Annotated in this window: 11 protein-coding genes; all 11 read right to left on the minus strand. The window is 34.2% G+C overall.

The features are described from left to right. Positions 1-8: 8 nt before the first annotated feature. Positions 9-1013 (minus strand): rod shape-determining protein, encoded by a 1005-nt coding sequence (gene mreB / locus CLOLE_RS18110; RefSeq protein WP_013658566.1) that lies wholly within the window; start codon positions 1011-1013, stop codon positions 9-11. Positions 1014-1150: 137 nt separating this feature from the next. Continuing rightward, complete coding sequence (gene spoIIID, locus CLOLE_RS18115) at positions 1151-1405, minus strand: sporulation transcriptional regulator SpoIIID (protein ID WP_013658567.1); 255 nt, start codon at positions 1403-1405, stop codon at positions 1151-1153. Positions 1406-1601: 196 nt separating this feature from the next. Next, positions 1602-3053, minus strand: coding sequence for an SGNH/GDSL hydrolase family protein (locus CLOLE_RS18120; protein WP_013658568.1), 1452 nt, complete (start codon positions 3051-3053; stop codon positions 1602-1604). A 21-nt stretch (positions 3054-3074) separates the two neighbouring features. Next, on the minus strand, positions 3075-4565 hold the full coding sequence (locus tag CLOLE_RS18125) for an MBOAT family O-acyltransferase (RefSeq protein ID WP_013658569.1): 1491 nt from the start codon (positions 4563-4565) through the stop codon (positions 3075-3077). Positions 4566-4769: 204 nt separating this feature from the next. Continuing rightward, positions 4770-5666: a M23 family metallopeptidase gene (locus CLOLE_RS18130; RefSeq protein ID WP_013658570.1), complete on the minus strand. Its 897-nt coding sequence runs from the start codon at positions 5664-5666 to the stop codon at positions 4770-4772. Positions 5667-5745: 79 nt separating this feature from the next. Continuing rightward, positions 5746-6660, minus strand: coding sequence for a SpoIID/LytB domain-containing protein (locus tag CLOLE_RS18135; protein ID WP_013658571.1), 915 nt, complete (start codon positions 6658-6660; stop codon positions 5746-5748). 73 nt (positions 6661-6733) lie between these two features. Beyond that, a complete protein-coding gene (locus CLOLE_RS18140; protein ID WP_013658572.1) occupies positions 6734-7528 on the minus strand; it encodes a YwmB family TATA-box binding protein in 795 nt (264 codons plus the stop codon). Between the two features lie 65 nt (positions 7529-7593). Then, positions 7594-11805: a fibronectin type III domain-containing protein gene (locus tag CLOLE_RS18145; protein ID WP_013658573.1), complete on the minus strand. Its 4212-nt coding sequence runs from the start codon at positions 11803-11805 to the stop codon at positions 7594-7596. A 12-nt stretch (positions 11806-11817) separates the two neighbouring features. Next, positions 11818-16674, minus strand: coding sequence for a fibronectin type III domain-containing protein (locus CLOLE_RS18150; RefSeq protein ID WP_013658574.1), 4857 nt, complete (start codon positions 16672-16674; stop codon positions 11818-11820). A 1336-nt stretch (positions 16675-18010) separates the two neighbouring features. Then, on the minus strand, positions 18011-19069 hold the full coding sequence (gene mutY, locus CLOLE_RS18155; RefSeq protein WP_162145090.1) for an A/G-specific adenine glycosylase: 1059 nt from the start codon (positions 19067-19069) through the stop codon (positions 18011-18013). 238 nt (positions 19070-19307) lie between these two features. Next, on the minus strand, positions 19308-19709 hold the full coding sequence (locus CLOLE_RS18160; protein WP_013658577.1) for a F0F1 ATP synthase subunit epsilon: 402 nt from the start codon (positions 19707-19709) through the stop codon (positions 19308-19310). Between the last annotated feature and the right edge of the window lie 3 nt (positions 19710-19712).

Here is a 19712-nt window from a genome sequence, read left to right on the forward strand (position 1 = left end):
TCCTTTTTTTAATCTCTTTCTCTTACTCCTTTAGCATATCTATATTCAACCCACATACCTGTTCCGATAGCTACACATGACATAGCATCATCTGCAATCACTGCATTTATTCCTGTCTCCTGCAAAATAAGCTGATCAAGACCTTGAATAAGACTTCCACCACCTGTAAGCACAATTCCCCTATCTGAAATATCAGAAGCTAATTCTGGTGGTGTTATTTCTAACACAGATCGGATACCATCAACAATACTTGCTACTGGTTCTTCTAAGGCCTGTCTAATTTCTTCTGAAGTTACTACCATATTTCTTGGTAATCCTGATACTAGATTACGACCTCTAATTTCTATTTCGGCTGGAACTTCTCTTTTAAATACACTTCCAACATTAATTTTTATCTCTTCTGCTGTTCTTTCTCCAATAAGAAGGCTATATTTCTTTCTCATATACTTAATAATAGTATCGTCAAACTCATCTCCGGCTATTTTTAAGGACTTTTTTACAACTGCTCCTCCTAATGAAATAACTGCTATATCCGTTGTTCCCCCACCTATGTCTACAATCATACTTCCACATGGACGCGAAATATCTATGCCTGCACCAATAGCTGCTGCAATAGGTTCCTCTATGGTATCAACATATCTAGCTCCTGCTTGTTTTGTAGCATCTTCTACCGCCTTTTTTTCCACCTCAGTAACGCCACTAGGAACACATACTCCAATGCGTGGTTTTACAAGTCTGTGACCAATAGCTTTGTGAATAAAATACTTTAGCATTTGTTCTGTAGCATCATAGTCTGATATAACACCTTGTCTAAGAGGCCTAACAGTGGTAATGCTCCCCGGTGTTCTGCCTAACATACGTCTTGCTTCTTCTCCTACAGCTATGACTTCCTTAGTCTTCTCCTTTATTGCTACCACCGATGGTTCTCTAAGGACAATGCCCTTCCCCTTCACATAAACAAGTACATAGGCAGTCCCTAAATCAATTCCGATATCCGCTCCCATTCCAAACATTTGAATTCTCCTTTGTTATAGTAAAATTGTATTTTAGGGTTCACTTCTTTTAGCATATTATAACATTAAAACTCTATTTTTTGCAAAAAATTAAAAAATAATTATAGCACCTCAAAATGAGGTGCTATGTATTAAAATTATTTAATTAAGCTAGAATATTTTTCTTTTGTAGCCAAGCCACCTCTTAGGTGTCTTTCTGCCTTATTTAGTTCTAAAACCTTCCTTGCCTCATTGGCAAGTTTAGGATTAATCTTCTCTAGTCTTTCTGTTACATCTTTATGAACCGTACTTTTACTAATCCCAAACTTCTTTGCAGTTTCCCTTACAGTAGCATTAGAATTAATAATAAACTTTGCTGACTCTATGGCTCTTTCTTCTATATAGGCTTTCAAGAAAAGGCCCCCCTTAACTCTGGCTCTTGATTTAATCTTATGCGGGGCCCTTCCTACTTATTACAAATAAATTAAGCTTTTTGCTAGGAAATTATACAACTTATTATTTTCATTTAAAATACGTCTCAGTAGGACAAGATTATCACGTGTTTTAGTTTTTTTTATTTTTTTGCACGAATACTATCTGTGTCCTAATTTATTGTACAATTTTACCTTGTGTCTTTAAATCTACTAGTACATTACTTACTATCTTATTGAGCTTTTTATCATATACAATAATATTCATATTACCTCTACTAGTAAAATAATTATGGTCCTTATAATCTATATTACTAAGTGTATATCTTTCTTGATCATTATAAGCCACTTCAATAGGTAATCCTAAGTCTCTTATTGCATCATTTAGAGCTTCTCTGTCTACTTCATAAGGCATTTCTCCATCTTTCATTATAGCTATGTAATGTCCTTTTAACTTTTCTTTTTGTAGCAAGCCAAAGTCTTGACACACCTTTAAGCTTTCCTCTGAGACAGTATCTAACGAAACATTTGAAACGGTAGTAAATAATACCGCATAATCTTCTGCTTTTACAGCTTCTACATAATCCTTTAAGTTCACTATATTTCTGAGCTCATAGGCTTTTTCCCATCTTTCATTTATTTGCACAGCTTGATCCCATGTTTCTCTATAGCTTACTTCATCTCTCTTATCTTCTAAATGAAACTCGTCTGCTAAGTAAGCACTAAAATGCGTACTTACCTTCTTGGCGCCTAGTAAATTAACATGATTCTCATCATAGAAATCTTTACTTAAATCCAGCCCTACTTCTTCATAAAGCATATTATAGTCAATAAAATGAATATTGTTTTCCTTTGCAATAGCTTCTACAGCATTATAGTAGGCCTTTTGCTCTTTTGTAGCATTAGAAGGTGCTTTATAAAGTACGAGTTCAAAGCCTTTCTTTTTAGATAATTCTATGATTTTCATAAGATATTCTTTGGTCTTATCACTCATATCCTGAACCTCTGTCACCTCTTCTAGACTTTGTCTTCTATCTATAGGTGTAGTAGGATATAAACAAACATATCCTTTTAATGGATCTTGCTTCGTACGATAGCTCCAGTCAAAATCTTCCTTGGTTAACTCTTTCCAGCGCCCATGATATTTAATCAAATTCACATAATAAGAAGCCCGCTCTTCTTTTGGCACACTTGCCTCTATCATTTGTGCTTTATTATAAGAAAAATCTAGTAAGTCAATAGCTGCTCTATTAACACTTTCTTCTTCATATTCTTCTAAAAAATCACTTCTATAGATATCAAGTACTACTACTTTAGGTTTTTGATATTTGAGCGCTTCTCTCATATAATAATAAGAAATCCAAAAAGGCTGTTTTTGTGTTGCTAATATGTAGGATGGGATGCCTTGTTCTTCCCAAACAACAACTGGGTTAATACTAGTATACATATGACTTGAGCCAAAGTACATGACATCGACACTATCTTTTTCTTCATTTTTAATCCCCTCTACTTTTCTAGTCATATCCCATGGTTCTTCTAACTGTTTCATTTGAAAAACCCTTGTAGTACCACTAAAAACCATTCCAAATATCAGGATACAAGCTAGTAATTCTATCGCCCCTTTTTGCATCTATTTCACTCCTATCCTTTATTAAAATTGAAAATAAATAAACTGACTTGCTGCATAACCTGGGCCATATACACCAAAAATCAATATGCCAAGAATGATTACCATAAACACTGTCCAAGTAAATACACAGTGTTCTTTAGCAATAGCTTCTTCAAAATCGTAGTGCTTACCTATTAATTCTACAGCAATCATAAGGATAATAGAAATCATCATGACCCCAAAATCTTTTTGATCTAAGCCTAATTGATATAAGCTTTGATCAAAAAATATCCAAGGATTAAAACTACTAAACATTTGCTTAATGATTCCAAGTGCACTTGCTAAGTCGGCAGTTCTAAAGAATATCCAAGCAAAGTCTACTAAAATGAACGTAGTTAATACTTGCAAACATTTGTAAGAAAACTTTTCTTTATTTAATCCAAACAACTGCGCTACTCTTTGTCTAAATGGTGCTATGATATCTCCTACAACTTGATAAATACCATGTAGACCTCCCCAAATAATGTAGTTCCAGCCACTTCCATGCCATATACCACTTACTAAAAAAGTAATCATAATATTTCTATATCGTTTAAGTCTATTGCAGCGACTACCACCTAGAGGTATGTACAAATAATCTTTAAACCAACCACTAAGAGAAATATGCCATCTACGCCAAAATTCTTTAATTGATTTAGCAAAATACGGTGTATCAAAGTTCTGCATCAATTCAAAGCCCATGATTTTAGCAGCGCCAATAGCAATATAAGTATAACCTGCAAAATCACAATAAATTTGTATACTAAATAATACTGTTGCTAACGCAATCTCAAAGCCTGCATAAGCTTCATAATTGCCATAAACCTGATTGACTAGAATTGCTACTCGATCAGCAATAACTACCTTTTGGAAGAACCCCCATAGCATCAGCACAAAGCCTCGTTTAGCCCTTTCTAAATCAAAGGTATGCTTTTCATAAAACTGTTTTAACAAATTACCTGAACGCTCAATAGGTCCAGCTACAAGCTGTGGAAAGAAGGAAATAAATAAAGCATATTTTCCTAAATGCATTTCTGCTTTAATGTCTCTTCTATAAACATCCATGGTATACCCAATAGCTTGGAAAGTATAAAAAGAGATACCTACTGGTAACATAACATCAAAATAAGGTACTTGCATATGAATAGCGAAATGTTCCATGACTCTATTAATATTGTCTCCTAAAAAATTGTAGTACTTATAGAAAAATAAAATGGAAAAGTTAATAACTAGACTTAGTATTAACCAAGTCTTTCTAAGCCGTATACGCTTTTCCTCATCTTCTATACGTTCCGTACTTTGCAATAAAACCCCACACAAGTATGTAATGAAAGTAGATGTGGCAATAAGTAATGCATATACTGGATTCCAGCTCATATAGAAATAGTAACTAGCAATCAGTAGCCAAATCCATCTCCATTTGTAAGGAATTATAAAATACCCTAATGTAACAAGGGGGAAAAAGATTAAAAAACTAATAGAATTAAATAACATATTTTACCCTCTAATATTATTTTTTATAATGTATAATCTTGAAATCAATCCTATTTTATCATCTTTAAACAAAATATACTATATTTTTAAAACTCTTATACTTTTATCCGATTTGTAACAATCAAATACATTCCGCAATACTATGTGATATAAAATAAAAACAGGAGATGCTATAGCATCTCCTGTTTTTATTTTATATCATTGTTATTTTGTAGCAAAGCCAACATCCACGCTGTCTGTTTTCACGCTAGCTGTTTCTTCACTGTCTTTTAAGAAATCCATTGGGCTAACAACTTTGTCATTATGCTTTACTTGTAAGTAGAGATTATCACCTACATTAATGAATGCACCTTTAGGTGTACCAATTGTACCTAGTACATCCCCTTCATTAACAACTTGGCCTAAAAGATCTTCATTTACTGTTCCACCTTGGAAACCATATACACTTACATAACCATTACCATGATCGATAACCATTGTCTTTCCTACATAAGGCATACCTGGCTCTAAAATACTAGATGAATCATCTACAATCTTAACAATTGTACCTTTCGCTATAGCCTTTACTTCTGTATTTTCATTAGCTGCAATACAAATACCAAAGGTACGCATGGTTTGATTAAGTGATTCACTAAACCAATATTTTGTAGTCTCATCTGTATAAGGTACAACAATCTTACCTTCTACTGGCCAACTAAAGTTATCACCATCAGCAAAGAAAGGTTCCTCTGTTACTGACGCTGTAGTAGATTCAAAGGTTTCTGTTTTAACCTCTGGTTTTACTTCATCCTTTGCTGTTGTATTATTAGTAACCTCTTCTGAAGCTTTTGTTTCATCTTCTTGAACTGTGGCTTCATTTTGTGTAACCTTATCTGTTTGGTCAAGTTCATCTTCTTCATCAATAATAACATTATTGGGAAGATCCCCTTGAAGCATTCCGTCTGTTTTCTCATTTTTTGCATAAGGATTCGCTTCATTTTTAACATTGCCTTCTTGACTTGGTAATACGAAGATGGCTACAAGTGCACCTACAGAAATCACACTAACGGCTACATAAAAACCATACTTCTTTAGAAATTGTCCTAATTTTTTATTTTTCATAATTAACACCTCCGACATGCTAATTATCGCCAGAGATTCCCATTATTATTCAATCTTTCTAAATATTTTAATTCATATTTTAATTTTGAATCTCGTATTTTTCTATCATCACGTCTGTATAGTAATATTTGATAATATCCTTATAATTCATACCTTGTTTAGCTAGTTCATTTGCACCATTTTGACTAAGCCCTATCCCTTGTCCTATGCCTCTCACATCAAAAATCAATTCATCTCCAGAAGAATACACCTTGAAGCAGCTAGATGGTAAATCTAATAGTTCCTTAATTTCTTCCCCTTTAAGAGTTACATTTCCAACTTGAATACTTTTTACATAGTCTGCTTCATCTTTCTCAATGATTTGTATTTGATTTTCTAAGGTGCCTATATCTACTATCAATTCTGGATATTTCGTTTTGATAAGTTCTGTTGTTTTTCCTTTCGTCAATCTGACTTGTTTACTAATATGATCTACTTTGCTATCCACACTTTGTAGATATGGAATGTCTTTATTATAAATACTTGCTGCATTCCTTGTTTTCCCTGCACTAGCACTATGATATAAAGCCTCTATAGGTTGATTATCATAAAAAATCATCTCATAATACGTGCTTTCCACAGCTGCCTTATAAATAGCATAATTTTTATCATAATCATCTTGCCAGATAGCCTTCATTTCTTCTACCGAATAACCTTTAAGAGCTCCTTTACTTTGAATACCTAAAATACGTCTTGCCATATAAGTCCTAGTTACTACAGCTTGTACCTTGATAGCTTCTTCTTCATAAGTATAAGGAATCTCTTTAGCTAATATACCTATTAGTGTTTCTTCATTTATAATATCTAGAGGTGCCCCATGAGCTTCCTCTCCATTAGCATCTTCAATAGTTTTTAATAGTTTTCCTGTATCATACCCACTGGCATATACAATAATCATAGGGATTAAAAACAAACATAATCCTATAATAGCAGCTGACTTAAGATATTCTTTCACAGTAGTCCCTCCCTCACTATCTGAAATAAAAATCCGCTTATACAAGTATATGAAAGTGAGACAAGTTTATGAATTAAAATGGTGCATTATAAAAAGGAAACGCTATAATGCATTCTGTTTTATCTGTTATTTCATTATAGATAAAGCTGATTTGGATATTAGTTTTGTTACCATCTGCTCCTTCTATATATTCTGGTACTTCTTTCGTATAGCCATAGTACGCTACAGTGTGGCTATCTCTATCATCTTGATACATATTAATCATTTTTCCTTTAAGATTATTTAAAATAGTTTCCACTAGCGTCAAATGCTTCTCATTTGATACTGCTTCTATTAATTCAGCTTTAAAGTAAATACTTTCCTTAGGCTTAGCCCCCCAGTTCTTAAAGAGGTCTTTTGCTCTGCCTCTTCTCATATCTAACTGTTCCAAATTATCCATGCTTGTAAGCCTTAAATCATAGTAGGTATTATCATTTTTATCTTTTTGATTTTTAATGGTTAACTTATAAGGTGTCTCATCTTCTTTATTAACTGCTGATACTTTGATTTGGTTAGTTGTCTCTTCTATACTAGTTTCTGACGGATTATAGTGAAAAGCCTGACAAAGTTTAGAACAGCTCACTTCATGGGCGAGAGCTTCTAGCACTTCATTTTCCTTAACTACTAGCGTTTGAAGATCTAGCTTTTCTCCATAATGGATACCACTAAGTTCCACGCCTACTTCTATAACTTTTAGCTCTGGCACATTTATTTGCTTACTTAGCTGTTGTAGCCTATCAGGCATTCTATCGTAATATTCAAATCCAAATATGTAGGTTGTACATAAAATCATAATAACCGCTACAAGTAGCATATTTCTTCTATTCATAAAAAAGCACCCTTCCTCTTATGTTTTTTAGAGTATGGGATGCTTTTTAAATTTTTATTCAGTTATTATTCAATTACTTGTATAATCCAATCACAAAGTTCACTATAGGTTACTTTTCCTGATGGATTAATGGTTTCATCAATAAGTCCTAATGCATAAGCTTTACCAACCGCATCTTTATAAGTACTACTTACCCCTGTAAGGGTTACTTTAGATGGCTTTACCTGATAACCTTGCTTTAATTCGTAGAGTTTCACTACGCCAGCTATAGCTTGCTCCTTAGTAACTACTCCTGAACCTTGACTCATATAAATACCTGATGTTCTAGCTTTATTTCTTAAATCATTAGTAACGCTAGCTGTTAAATCGATAGAAGATTTATTTTGCGCAATTCCCATTACTAACTGAATGTACTGATTGCCATAAACATAATCTTGCATAAAATAAATATCTCCAAGCCCTCTAATGTCATAAGTTGCTTTTAATTCATCCATTACATATGTCGAGCTTGAACTACTTGTTGTTGTCACTCTTTCATATAGGGCATGTAAACCTGTATACGGTGTGCTATACACAAAATAGCTATCTGTTTGTGTTTCAATAACTGGGTTTTGTTTACTCCATGTATTGGTATTGTAACTATACATATAAGTGTTGATATTGGCAAAGTTGTACTCACCTACTAATTCTAGTTTAAGTTTTACCTTCATATAATCATCTAGCTTCTGTACAACTGTGTTTTTATTGCTGCCTCTAAACATTACCGCAAAGCGCTCTCCTTTAACAAAAGCTTCTGGATAGCTTCTTCCTATAGCTAAAAGATTCGTAGTTGTAGCTTTAGTCAAATCAATTTGCACCATATCTCTCGCACTATATTGATTAGAATAAATTTTAAGCGCCTTGCCTGGAATCTCATAAATGCCAACATTAGTGATAACCTTTAGTGCCATGCCTTGATTAATAAGAGCATCCACTATATTTTTAGGCATCTTTAATCGTCTTACATCAGCATCATATTTATTTTTATAATTTTCCATTGTTATTGTAAGGAAGTATTTATTAGCGTTTTGGATTTGAGAAATGATTTTAGCTGTGTCTACAATTTCTTTTGTCCAAACCCCATTAGTATAACTATCTACTATTGCTTCTGGATAAATAACAATATTGTCATTATCCCCGCCATCATATTCACCATCTGAAGTCTTAGTCATTATTCTAACGATAGCACAGAAATCTGATTCTTTAACAATTTCTCTTTTACTTTCTGGATCTGTAAAAGTAAGTACTGTTTTAACTCTTACATAATAAGGTTTATTAGCATCTAACCCTGTGAATTTTACCATATTCTTAGCTAATACTTCATAACTACCTTTTCCAGCATCACTGGTATTCACTACAATAGCATCTAAAAACTCTGGATTATTAGCGAATTCTAATACGTATGAATAGGCTTTTAAGCTCTCATCTGTGGCTTCTACATCCTCCACATCTTTAAGCCATTCTACTGTAATGTAGTCTCCTGTTACTGGCATGAAATCTTGACCGATTTCTAATATGCTTTGATACGCAGCTGGTCCTAATCCTCTTGGTACATCTGGCTTTTCTATTGATAAGGTTGTTTGAGTAACTGGATTACTCCAAGCAGATACCTTATCACCTTTTTTCTGTTTTGCTCTAATCCATACATTATAGGTGGTATCTGGCATAAGTCCTGTTATAGTTACCTGTGCTTTTGCCCCATTAGACACATAATTATCTTCTCCTGGCACTGTAGAAATCTCTACTGGCCAGCTAATAGCAGATTCCGGGTTATCTAAACGACTATATACAATCTCATAATTAAAGTCTTCATTATACTGCCACCAGACAGATACACTACTGTCTGTTACACCATTTGGATTAAGCACTGGTACCATAGGTATTGCTTCTGGCTGCTCAAAATCCGAGTCTGTGGTAGCAATAACAAAGCTTGGGAAAGTCTGCATAAGCTTTGTTCCATCTTCTAATGTGCGATAAGCTCTAATGAGAATGACATATCTTGTATTTGCCTTCAGATCTGCTACTTTGTAATCCTTCCAAGGTAAACCATCGTTATGGTTAACATCACTTGGTGTGATAGTAGTCCATCCCTCTACTGAATCACTTTCATTTTCTACAATCCATTTTTCAATTTTAATGGCGCTTGGGGAAGTGGTGTCAGATTTTAAAGCAAGTACCACATCATCATATAAAATAGGTTTTACTTCATATTTAACATCTTCTCCTAGGCTTACTTCCCTATCTTCATAATTAGCACTATAGTCAGGCACAGCTGCCTTAACTGCCTTCAGTTCATTCTCATTGATAAGACGATGTTCAGTAAGATTTTGACCTGCTTTAAATTTAATCTCTGGTATTCCTCCTGTATAAACCACGCTATTCCACATTTTTGCAAGGAAATATTCATCGGCATCAGCGCTATACTGAGAAGGGTCTTTTGCTTTAATTTCATACCATTTTTCTAGCCACTCAATCGTAATGGCATTTTGTTCTATTCCTCCTTCTTGTACACGAAGTGGAGGCTTTGCTAATACTGGTGGTTTTGAAATATCACCTTTTTTATCAATTGTAATCGCTACTACTGTTGGCTGAGATTCCACATAGGTTCCACTATAGTCTCTTTTAGCTACAATTTTAATATAGTAGGTTTTATTAGAAAGTAGATTTTTAACACTACCAGTTTTATTAGTATACTGCGTTAAAAGGGTCTTAAAACCAACGACTTCCTTACTAGCTTGTGTTTTTATTAAACTATCATCTTGACCTTCTGCTATAGAAAAGTTTTCTAAAATAGGCTTTGTAGCAGTATCATCAAGCTGTTCATTGCTTTCTGTAACCCAAATATCATATAGCATTTCATGTTCAGGAACGGTTTTAGCATTTTCATTTTTCTTCATTGGAGCATCCCAAACAAGTTGTACTTGCAGCGGACTTAAGCTTTTAGTATGGAAAGTATTATCTTTCATTTTATCCACTGTAACATCATCATTTTTAACTAAATAATTATTTTTAGTGGTGCTCAACTCCTCTAAAGAAATAGAAGAATTAAAAGGCTCTGGTACTTGTGGCTTTAGAGGCTGTTCTCTTAATTCGTAAGGTACATAAGGTTCTTCATTGGTTTTAATTGTGTTACTTTCACCTTTGATGAAGAATTCAACGTAATACAAGCTAGTCTTTTTCGGTTCGTCATGCTCAAACCTACCTGTATCTGTAGCAGTAAGGTCAGCATTATTCATTGTTCCAATAAGTGTGTAGTTACGTTCACCTTCAACTTTTCTCCAGATTTTAACCATTTCTATTTCACTAGTCATCCAAGAACGTACATTCCAGCTTAACTCTATTCTATTTTTTCCTATGTTAGTAATGTTTAATTTGATACTTCTTGTAGCATGTGCAATTTTAGGTGTGGTTGTATTAACACCTACATTGCTCCAACTGTCCTTTATAAAAGTACCTGAAATACCTGTTACAATAACATAAGCTGAGTACTTTTGACCCGGAATTGTATCATCAATAGTAAATTTAACTTTTCTAATGCCACCTTCTGTAAATACATTCATATCATTGGCTTTAAGCGTTACTGAATTAGAGCCTACTCCTGCTACGTTATTTTCTACGCCATCTACTTCATTTTTATTATTAGCTTCTTTTGCAATGTAAACTAATTTGTAAGTAGCTCCAGGAATATACTCCCAAACTACCTCTATATTATCTTCTGTTTCCCTAGCAATTGTATTTAAGTCTGTAACAAAGTACTTAACTGGGTCTTTAGTAGCTGAGTTAAGTGGTGCTTTTGTCCATCTCTCGCCATCATCTGATACATGGTTATGTCCTGGTTGTACTTTTAACTCATATAATCGACCATTTTTAAATTCATTTCTATCCTCAAGATAATCTTCAAGGTTAATAGTTGCCTTATCACCTGGAGTCTTATTGGCTTCTACTACGCTAATAGAACCTTCAGCTTTTTCACCTAAAGAATCCGTTAATAGAAGGTCATAAAACTCTGTGGCATGATTATCTCCTGTTACTGGTGGATTATGTTCATTTTTTACTTTTGTAAAACTTACTTGTGCACTTGGTAAAATATTTTCACCATTATCATTGGAAGTATGGCTTACCTGCACATAATCTAGTCCACCAACTGGCAGTCTTTCTTGCATATCTGCAAATACATTAACATAGCTAAACATCATTATGACGGCTAATAATGCGGCTACTCTTTGTCGTCTCTTCATGTTATCTTCCTCCTATTGTGCCTGCACTTTATAAAGAATCTTGATAATTTCTTCTGCAGTCATTTCTTTGCTTGGAAGAACTCTTGAATTAGGATTATCTACAACTTTAAGTTCTACTGCTGCATAAACATATGTACGATAAACGCTTTGGAAAGCACCGATGTTTTGTACACCTTGTTTATTTTTAATGACTATTGAACTCACTTTTCTATTATGTAATCTTTCATAGGCCTGCATCATAATATAGATGGCTTCATCTTGCCTAATATTTTTACTTAATCCTATACTAGTTACACCCTTTATACCTGCATTTTTAAGAAATACAATATAATCAGTTCCTTTTTTAGCTCCTAGTACGCGTGCTGTAGCACCATATACTTGTTCTTTTGTAGCAGCTGTTTTAATCATATAGGTATCTAATTTAAAGAACTCTGTTAGGCCATATTTCCCTATGAAGCTTTGATAAGGACCTAAGCTTGGTACCGTATTTGCAAGGTCAGCTTGACCTACAAAGATATAGGTTCCTAGCTTATCTGCTTCAATACCAAAACCTTTTCCTACTTGATAGCTTTCTACATTACCCCATCCATTACTGTAGTAATAAGCATCTGCTGCAAATGCATCTATTTCGCTTATAATAAACAATGGCTTATCTAATTCAGCAATCTTCACTGTCCTTTTTATATAACGATCCATTAGCTTATCAACTTGTCTTGCATGATCTTTTTCAATATCTGCCATAGAATCTGTAATAAGTTCATTTAATACGTCTTCTTCAATCACACCATTATAAACTTCTTTCTCAAGCTTATTAATAAAACTATTGCGTTCCTCTGCAATAATATCATTTAAAGCAATCATAATATCATCTTCTGTTAGATAATCACGCTGCTTCATATAAACTAGCTCCATATTAACATTTAGCTTTGGTGACAAAGCTCCCTGCCCATTAATACTTTCTGTCGTTTTTTGGGTATAGAACTTGATGCCCACATAATAGTCTTCTATTTCATCAGAGGCCATTTTTTCTATGGCTGTTTTAATGGCAGTATTTTCGCTAGTTAAGGTATATGGTCTAATGTTTAATGTCTGATTACCAATAGTTACATTGAGTACTGTATTCGTATTACTTTCATCTATCATTACAGAAGCTGGCATGTAATAATAGAGTGAATTAGCATTCTCTTCTGCTACTAAAGCATATTCTTTTTGTAAGCCTATTTCTGTTTTTAGGTAACTTTCTCTATACTTATAGATTTCACCTTGTTCCACTACCCAATACGGTCTTCTTCTTAACTTCTCAGCTTCTGAGTCAAACTTTTTGAGATACTCTTCAAATTTATTATCTTTTTCTGCTTCATCTTCATCATAGTCTGTTCTCGTACTTACCTTATCACAGTATAAAGAAGTTGGATAATTACCACTCTCCAAAAGTGGTTTTGTTTTATCCACTATTCTTACTTTAATATCATAACGTTTATTAGGTTTTAAACCTGTAATCTTATACACAAAGTGTGTGTAGCCTTCTGGTGTTAGCTTGTCATCTTGAACAGAAGTTAATTTCACTGCACTGTAATCTAGCTTATAGGTATCATCTAATTCACTTTTTACTGCAATATCAAATGCAAACTCATCTGGCACTTTGGCATCTGCTGGCACGGGCGCATCAAAACTAATAACAATTTCTCTCTTAGTATCATGTGAATAGGTCTTTGGCGCCTCTACTTTTAAATTAATAGGTGGTTGTACTGGTGCTGTTGTTACAGGTACCATAATCCACTTTGACTTAATAGGTTTCCCATCAACCATACACACGGTTCTTACATAGTAATAATAAATGTTATTAGGATTTAAAGAATCATCATAAAGCTGGAACTTACTTGAAAGCTGTAGTGGCTCTAAGTTAGTCCATATTTGATTCTTATATGTATACGTACTCATGTAAGCTGGTTCATTTTCTGCTCTTGCTGTATCTTTGTCTGAACGGAAACCAACATTTAATTCATTGCCTTGTACTAGCTTTTCAACACTTAACTTCTCTTCATCTTTAGTAAGCTGCTTTTCTGTCCTTATGAATTCATAGTAGGTTAAGTCTATATCTTCATCTTCTTCAAACTTAGCTGGTGCCCAACCTAAAGTGACAGAACTATTGTTAGCTTGCTCCTCTATCCAGATTTTTTCTGGTGTTGGTGGCACTTTATCTTCTGGTGTTGGTGGCATAGGTTCTGTGGTTGTCGTAAAGGTAAATACCTTAGATAACTCTGATACTCTAGGTGATACCGGTCCTGTTTCACTTATTGGTAATAATTTCGTTCTAAGTTGCAAATAATATACCGTATTAGAATCTAATCCTTTAATTTTGAGTTTACCCTGCCCTATTCCTATTAAAGAACTGATGTGGACTTTAAAAGGTATAACGCCTCCTGCTTTTAACACCTCTATAGCTGATTGGCTATTAATAGTGGTATCAGCTAAATTTAAGATAGCGTCACTTCCTAAACTCATTGCATCCATCTTATCAGGATCATTGTTTTTAAGGGCATCTTTATTTTGATATAAGTAGAACTCATATTCCCCACTAAAGCGTTCATCTTTATTAGTTCCAGTATATAATTTAAGTTCTGCCGGTTCTAACATCTTCTTAACATATGCTTGTATGTCTACATAAGAATATGTAATTTCTTCTATAACTTGTGTTTTATCAATACTTGCATCCTCAGCTACCACTGTTGTAGGTACAGGTACTACTTCCTTTGTGATATCTAAAGCAACGGATACCAGATTAGATTCATTACTATAAGTGATTCTTTTAGTATCATCTGTTGCAACATATACTGTTCTTAAAGATACATAGTAGTTTCCTGGTATAACCATATCTTTTAAGCTATCCTTAGCTTCAGCTCCTGATTCTTTTAAAGACTTGGTTGCTGTATTATAGTCATACCCCTCAGGAATTTCTATTTGCTCCCAGTCTTTAGTGGTTTCACTAAAGTTCATTAAAGAAACATTCTCCATTTTGAAGGTTCCTTTACTCTCATTATATCTAATAATCTTATTAGCATTTTCTTCTGTAACATCCTTTTGTCCCGCTGTTCCTAGATCAGTTTCTACTATAATCTGATTTGTTATAGGATCTAGACTTACCTTAAATACCTTGGAGTATGCTGCATAACCAGAAGTTCCTGCCAAATGAGGTGACTTTAACGGATCAAGGTCATCCTTGTCTTTACGTATAAGCATCTCATAATATAAAGTACCTCCATTTAAAAGAGTCTTTAAGTTAGAAGGTGCAAACCATTCTATATCAAATCCAATAGCTTTAGCACTAGAGGTATTGCTGTTCTCATTAGTTGGAACAACGTATACGTTATCTATGTTTTTAATGGAAGGAGTTGTAGGAACAGGGCTAAAGTCCCCTGGATTATACCTAACCACCTGTGATTCATATTCATTATTATCTATCTTTATTTTCACCTTGAAATAAGTAACGTTAGTAGATGAAATAGAGGTTGTAATTTCTTTATTGTTGGTTTTATTAGGATCATATTCATAAGTAGTTCTTGCAGTAAACGTACCTTTCTCTGTATTAGAGCTTAAGATAGTATAAGTAGCTGCTGAATTAATATTGTATGGTTTAATAGTAAATTGTACTTGATTATTTGTTGTTTTATTTAAACTATAATCTAGATAAGTATGTCCTTTATTTTCTGGCTTATAGATATCTGCATCTTTACCATAAGTAAAAAGCGAATCAACTACCATACTAGGTTCAAGTACATCCCATTTGATGACGCTTGATTCTAGATTAGTTCCATTAGCCAAATAAATATTAATTTGACCATTAGTATCTACCGCTCCAACTGTATAACTACTATCCTTAGTATCAATCTTAATTTTTTCACCAGTCATAGGTTTAAAATCCAGACGAATACTATCATCACCATCTTGAACTGAGCTACCAATTGAATATTGTGGCTGTAATTTGATTACAACTTCATCAAGCTTAGTGCTACTAGAAGGTATCGTGTATTTTCCCCCTTCTAGAACCTTAATTTGGTCGAAGCTTAATTTTACTCCTGGCTTTGAACCTGGTGTTTCTTTAGTTAAGTCCTCAATAACTTCAATAGATTCTAAAGTATTATCCTTTAAATGAACTGGTTTAATCTCAAAGTTTTTAGGTCCATTAAAAAATGATTGTTTTGCTTGAGTAGTACCATCTACTTTTAGCTCAAATTCATTGATATTTCCCTTACTAATTCCAGTAGTATATACATATACTAATTTCCCATCTAATTTCAAACGAATATTTAAATTCTTTCCTGCTACATTTACGTTGGTAAGGTTAACATTATATTGTTGATAAGTACTTGCATAAGTTCCTAGCTTTAAACCCGCAGTAAATTCTGTTTTTCCTATTTCTTTGCTTTTATTTTCCCAGCTATTGGACCCACTATTAAGCACTCTTTCTACATAATCAATACTTTTGGTACTTCCATCTTGATTATAAACTTTCCCAGAAAGCGTTACATTATCATCTCCGGCATTTTCAAGTGTTAACTCTACTTTTTGCGTAGTATTATCCATAGCTTCAATGTAATAGGTTAATACATAATCTGCAGCACTAGAGATATCCCATTTTGCTACAGCTGTCTCAGTATAATCAGTACCTATTCTGTTGCTTAGTTCCAAACCTTTACTATCTTCTGCAAGTATCTTCTTCTGCATTTCAAATCCATATAAATTAGTATCAGCTGCCATTAATTCATTTAAATTAATCCCCTGAAGGCTTGCAATCACCATTACAAATACAAGTATTTTAGAAACAACTTTTTTCATATCATCCGTTTCCCCTCTCTCTGTCTTGTTCATCTATGTGAAATTTTAAATAAAATTATAATACTCCATATATTTTATCGACCATTTAAGGGCCATACATAAGTATTTCTTAGGATATATTTATGTATAATCATATTACAATTAGTTTACAACTAGAAATTTGTCGGTAGCTTTAATAAGCCATTTGGGGCGGAACTGAGAGAGGGTGGCTACCTGCCGTTGTTCCGCTCCGCATTTTCAGTAGGCACTAAGCTCACTTTTTTGGATGAACGCCCACAAACTCGGTTCCCTCAAACACGTGGGCTAAGTACCATCCAAAACGTTCGCTAAGTGCCTACTGAAAATACTTCGAAGTCACCCCGTCAGGCAGCCACCCTCTCTCAGTTCTACCAACAATAATGTGTAAAGTCACTCTCCTGAAGTGTTTTCAAGAAAAAAGAAAAGCCAATTCATTTTATTGATAGCAATTAGAGACAACAAAAATAGCTCTTCAAGTAGTATCAATACTTGAAGAGCTATTTTTTGTTCCAGACTCTTAAAATGAACTTTCGCAGCTAGCTAAGTAGACCTTAAACAAGGCGCAAAATGGCTCCTCAGCACGTATGCGTTATATAGCGTAGTGCCTACGAAGACTAGTTATGAAAGTCAAACCAATGAGTGAGGAGCTCCTAAAAGTCTTGGCCGGTGCACCCTATGCTAGGAAGCTAAGACCTTAAGACTCTGGTTTAAAACTTTATTTGGTAATGCGAGGTATAAAAACATTTAAAACAACTTATAAGTGGCGCCTTCCTTGCAGCGCACAAGTGAACATTTTCCTTAAGTCCAGAGGTACCTATAACAATAGATTGAGACTTGGCTGACCCGGTCAGTTCCTCAGGTTGAAGCTGTGGTAATTATGCCGTGGGAAGTTATTTATTTGTTTTTACACTTATGTATATGTAGTCAAGGAGCCGAATCCCTAATAAAAAATGAAATAAATACTTTTATATTCAATAAAAATTAAAAAAATAACGGTATAAGTCACTCTTATAAAATATTCTCAAGAGAAATATTTTTTTGTTATGTCTTTTCTGCACTCCTCGTTTAGGGGCTTGAACGTTTATGAGGTTAATAATGCTTGTAAGAAATGAGAGGATAAGGGATGCCTGTAGGAATGACTTCGTAGTATTTTTTAGAAGCACTTGGCGAACTTTTTTGATGGGTTTTAGTGCGAGTGTTTGAATGAAATGAGTTTTCGCACGTTCATCAAAAAAGTGAGCCTTAGTGCTTCAAAAAATACGGAGCGGAATTCCGAAAGGTAGCCCTTATTCTCTCATTTCCGCCCAGCAGCATTTCTCATAAACGATCAGACAAATTCCCATTTATTTAGCTAAACAGTTACTTGCTTTTTCTTCATGACTTTTTTAAAAGCAGTGGCTATCGGCAAATTCTTAAGATTATTTTTTTCAATATATTGAATTTCACCTTGTTCTTGGAGTAACGGCCCCAATGTTTTTTCTAGTGGCTGCGACCAATTCAAAATAACTGGTTTCATCTGCCACTTACGATGTGTAAACACATGAGTTACTTGCTCTAAGTAGACAGGCTTTATTGCTTCTAGGTCTATACTTTCCCAATCTTTTTCTTCAATCATAGGAAATCCCCATAAATTTGCAAGTAGACCTTCTTCCGGCCTTTTGATCATTCCTATCTTGCTTCCTTTTTCAATGAGTAATACTTTATAATTTAATTCTACTGCCTTAACCTTCTTAAGTTTTACTGGATATTCTTCCTGTACATTCTTTTGATATGCCTCGCAAATAGGTTTCATTGGACATTCTTTGCAGTTTGGATTTTTAGGTGTACATATTAAAGCACCTAGTTCCATCAAGGCTTGATTGAAACGATTAGGGTCATTTGGCATAAGCTCCATTACTTTATCTTCAAAAAGCTTCCTATTTTTAGGATTGGCAATATCCTCACCTATACAAAATTGGCGCGCTAATATTCTCATAACATTTCCATCTACTGCTGGTAGTGGCAAATGCAAAGCAATACTACAAATCGCGCCTAAAGTATATGGTCCTATTCCTGGAATCTCCTTAATAAGCTTAGGATCTCTCGGAAATTCTCCCTGCCACTTATCTACGATAAGCTTAGCACCTTTCCAAAGATTTTCACCACGTCTATAGTACCCAAGACCTTGCCAGTAGTTATGTACTTCCTCAAGGCTAGCCTCAGCCAAAGCACTCACATTTGGAAAACGTTCTATAAAACGTAAGTAATACGGAATAACTGTCACAACTTGAGTTTGTTGAAGCATTACTTCTGATACCCAAATACAATAAGGATCAGAAGTTCTCCTCCAAGGCATATCTCTTTTATTTTTATCAAACCATTCTAGTATTAAATCTGCATAAGTCATCTTAAAGCCCTCTCTTATTATCAACTTGTTTATACTTTATATTATTTTTAGAAAACCTACTATATTTTATACTGCTAAATCCCACTCGACTTTATTTCCCAGGAAACAGCATTTCTCCTCATAAAATATTATAAAAAAGTCTATCACTATCTCTCCTGCACGTCCATATAACATTTTTCACCCAAATCCTTATTATTACCCTTATACTTGAAAAGGCACCGCGTACAGACTTTTTAAGTTCTGTATGCGGTGCCTTTTCACATTATTTACCTTCTTTTAAATTGATTCTAGCAATAGCCTTCTTGAGCGCAATCTCAGCACGGAGATGATCCATATTGCTATCTGATAAACGTTTTTCAGCACGTTCCTTTGCCCTTTTAGCTCTTTCCAAATCAATTTCATCCGCAAACTCAGATGCATCTGTTAAAACTACAATCTTATCTTTAGTGATTTCTGCAAAACCACCTAAAGTTGTTGCATATTTTTTAACCTCATCTTGTGTATAAGACAGCGTCTTATATCCAAGAAGCACAACAACTGGTTCATGGTCGTATAATATACCCATTTCTCCTTCTGTTGTTGAAAGAATCACTGAGTCTACCTCTTCATCTAAAATTGTTTTCATCGGTGTGATGATTTGAAGTCTCATTTTATTTTTTGCCATCAT

The organism is Cellulosilyticum lentocellum DSM 5427, assembly GCF_000178835.2.
GTDB classification, from domain to species: domain Bacteria; phylum Bacillota; class Clostridia; order Lachnospirales; family Cellulosilyticaceae; genus Cellulosilyticum; species Cellulosilyticum lentocellum.

Bases quoted from the DNA above. Each gene is read 5' to 3' on its own strand.
- CLOLE_RS18140 (WP_013658572.1), bottom strand. From the start codon at position 7,528: ATGAATAGAAGAAATATGCTACTTGTAGCGGTTATTATGATTTTATGT.
- CLOLE_RS18125 (WP_013658569.1), bottom strand. From the start codon at position 4,565: ATGTTATTTAATTCTATTAGTTTTTTAATCTTTTTCCCCCTTGTTACA.
- CLOLE_RS18120 (WP_013658568.1), bottom strand. From the start codon at position 3,053: ATGCAAAAAGGGGCGATAGAATTACTAGCTTGTATCCTGATATTTGGA.
- CLOLE_RS18145 (WP_013658573.1), bottom strand. From the start codon at position 11,805: ATGAAGAGACGACAAAGAGTAGCCGCATTATTAGCCGTCATAATGATG.
- mreB (WP_013658566.1), bottom strand. From the start codon at position 1,013: ATGTTTGGAATGGGAGCGGATATCGGAATTGATTTAGGGACTGCCTAT.
- CLOLE_RS18160 (WP_013658577.1), bottom strand. From the start codon at position 19,709: ATGGCAAAAAATAAAATGAGACTTCAAATCATCACACCGATGAAAACA.
- CLOLE_RS18150 (WP_013658574.1), bottom strand. From the start codon at position 16,674: ATGAACAAGACAGAGAGAGGGGAAACGGATGATATGAAAAAAGTTGTT.
- CLOLE_RS18130 (WP_013658570.1), bottom strand. From the start codon at position 5,666: ATGAAAAATAAAAAATTAGGACAATTTCTAAAGAAGTATGGTTTTTAT.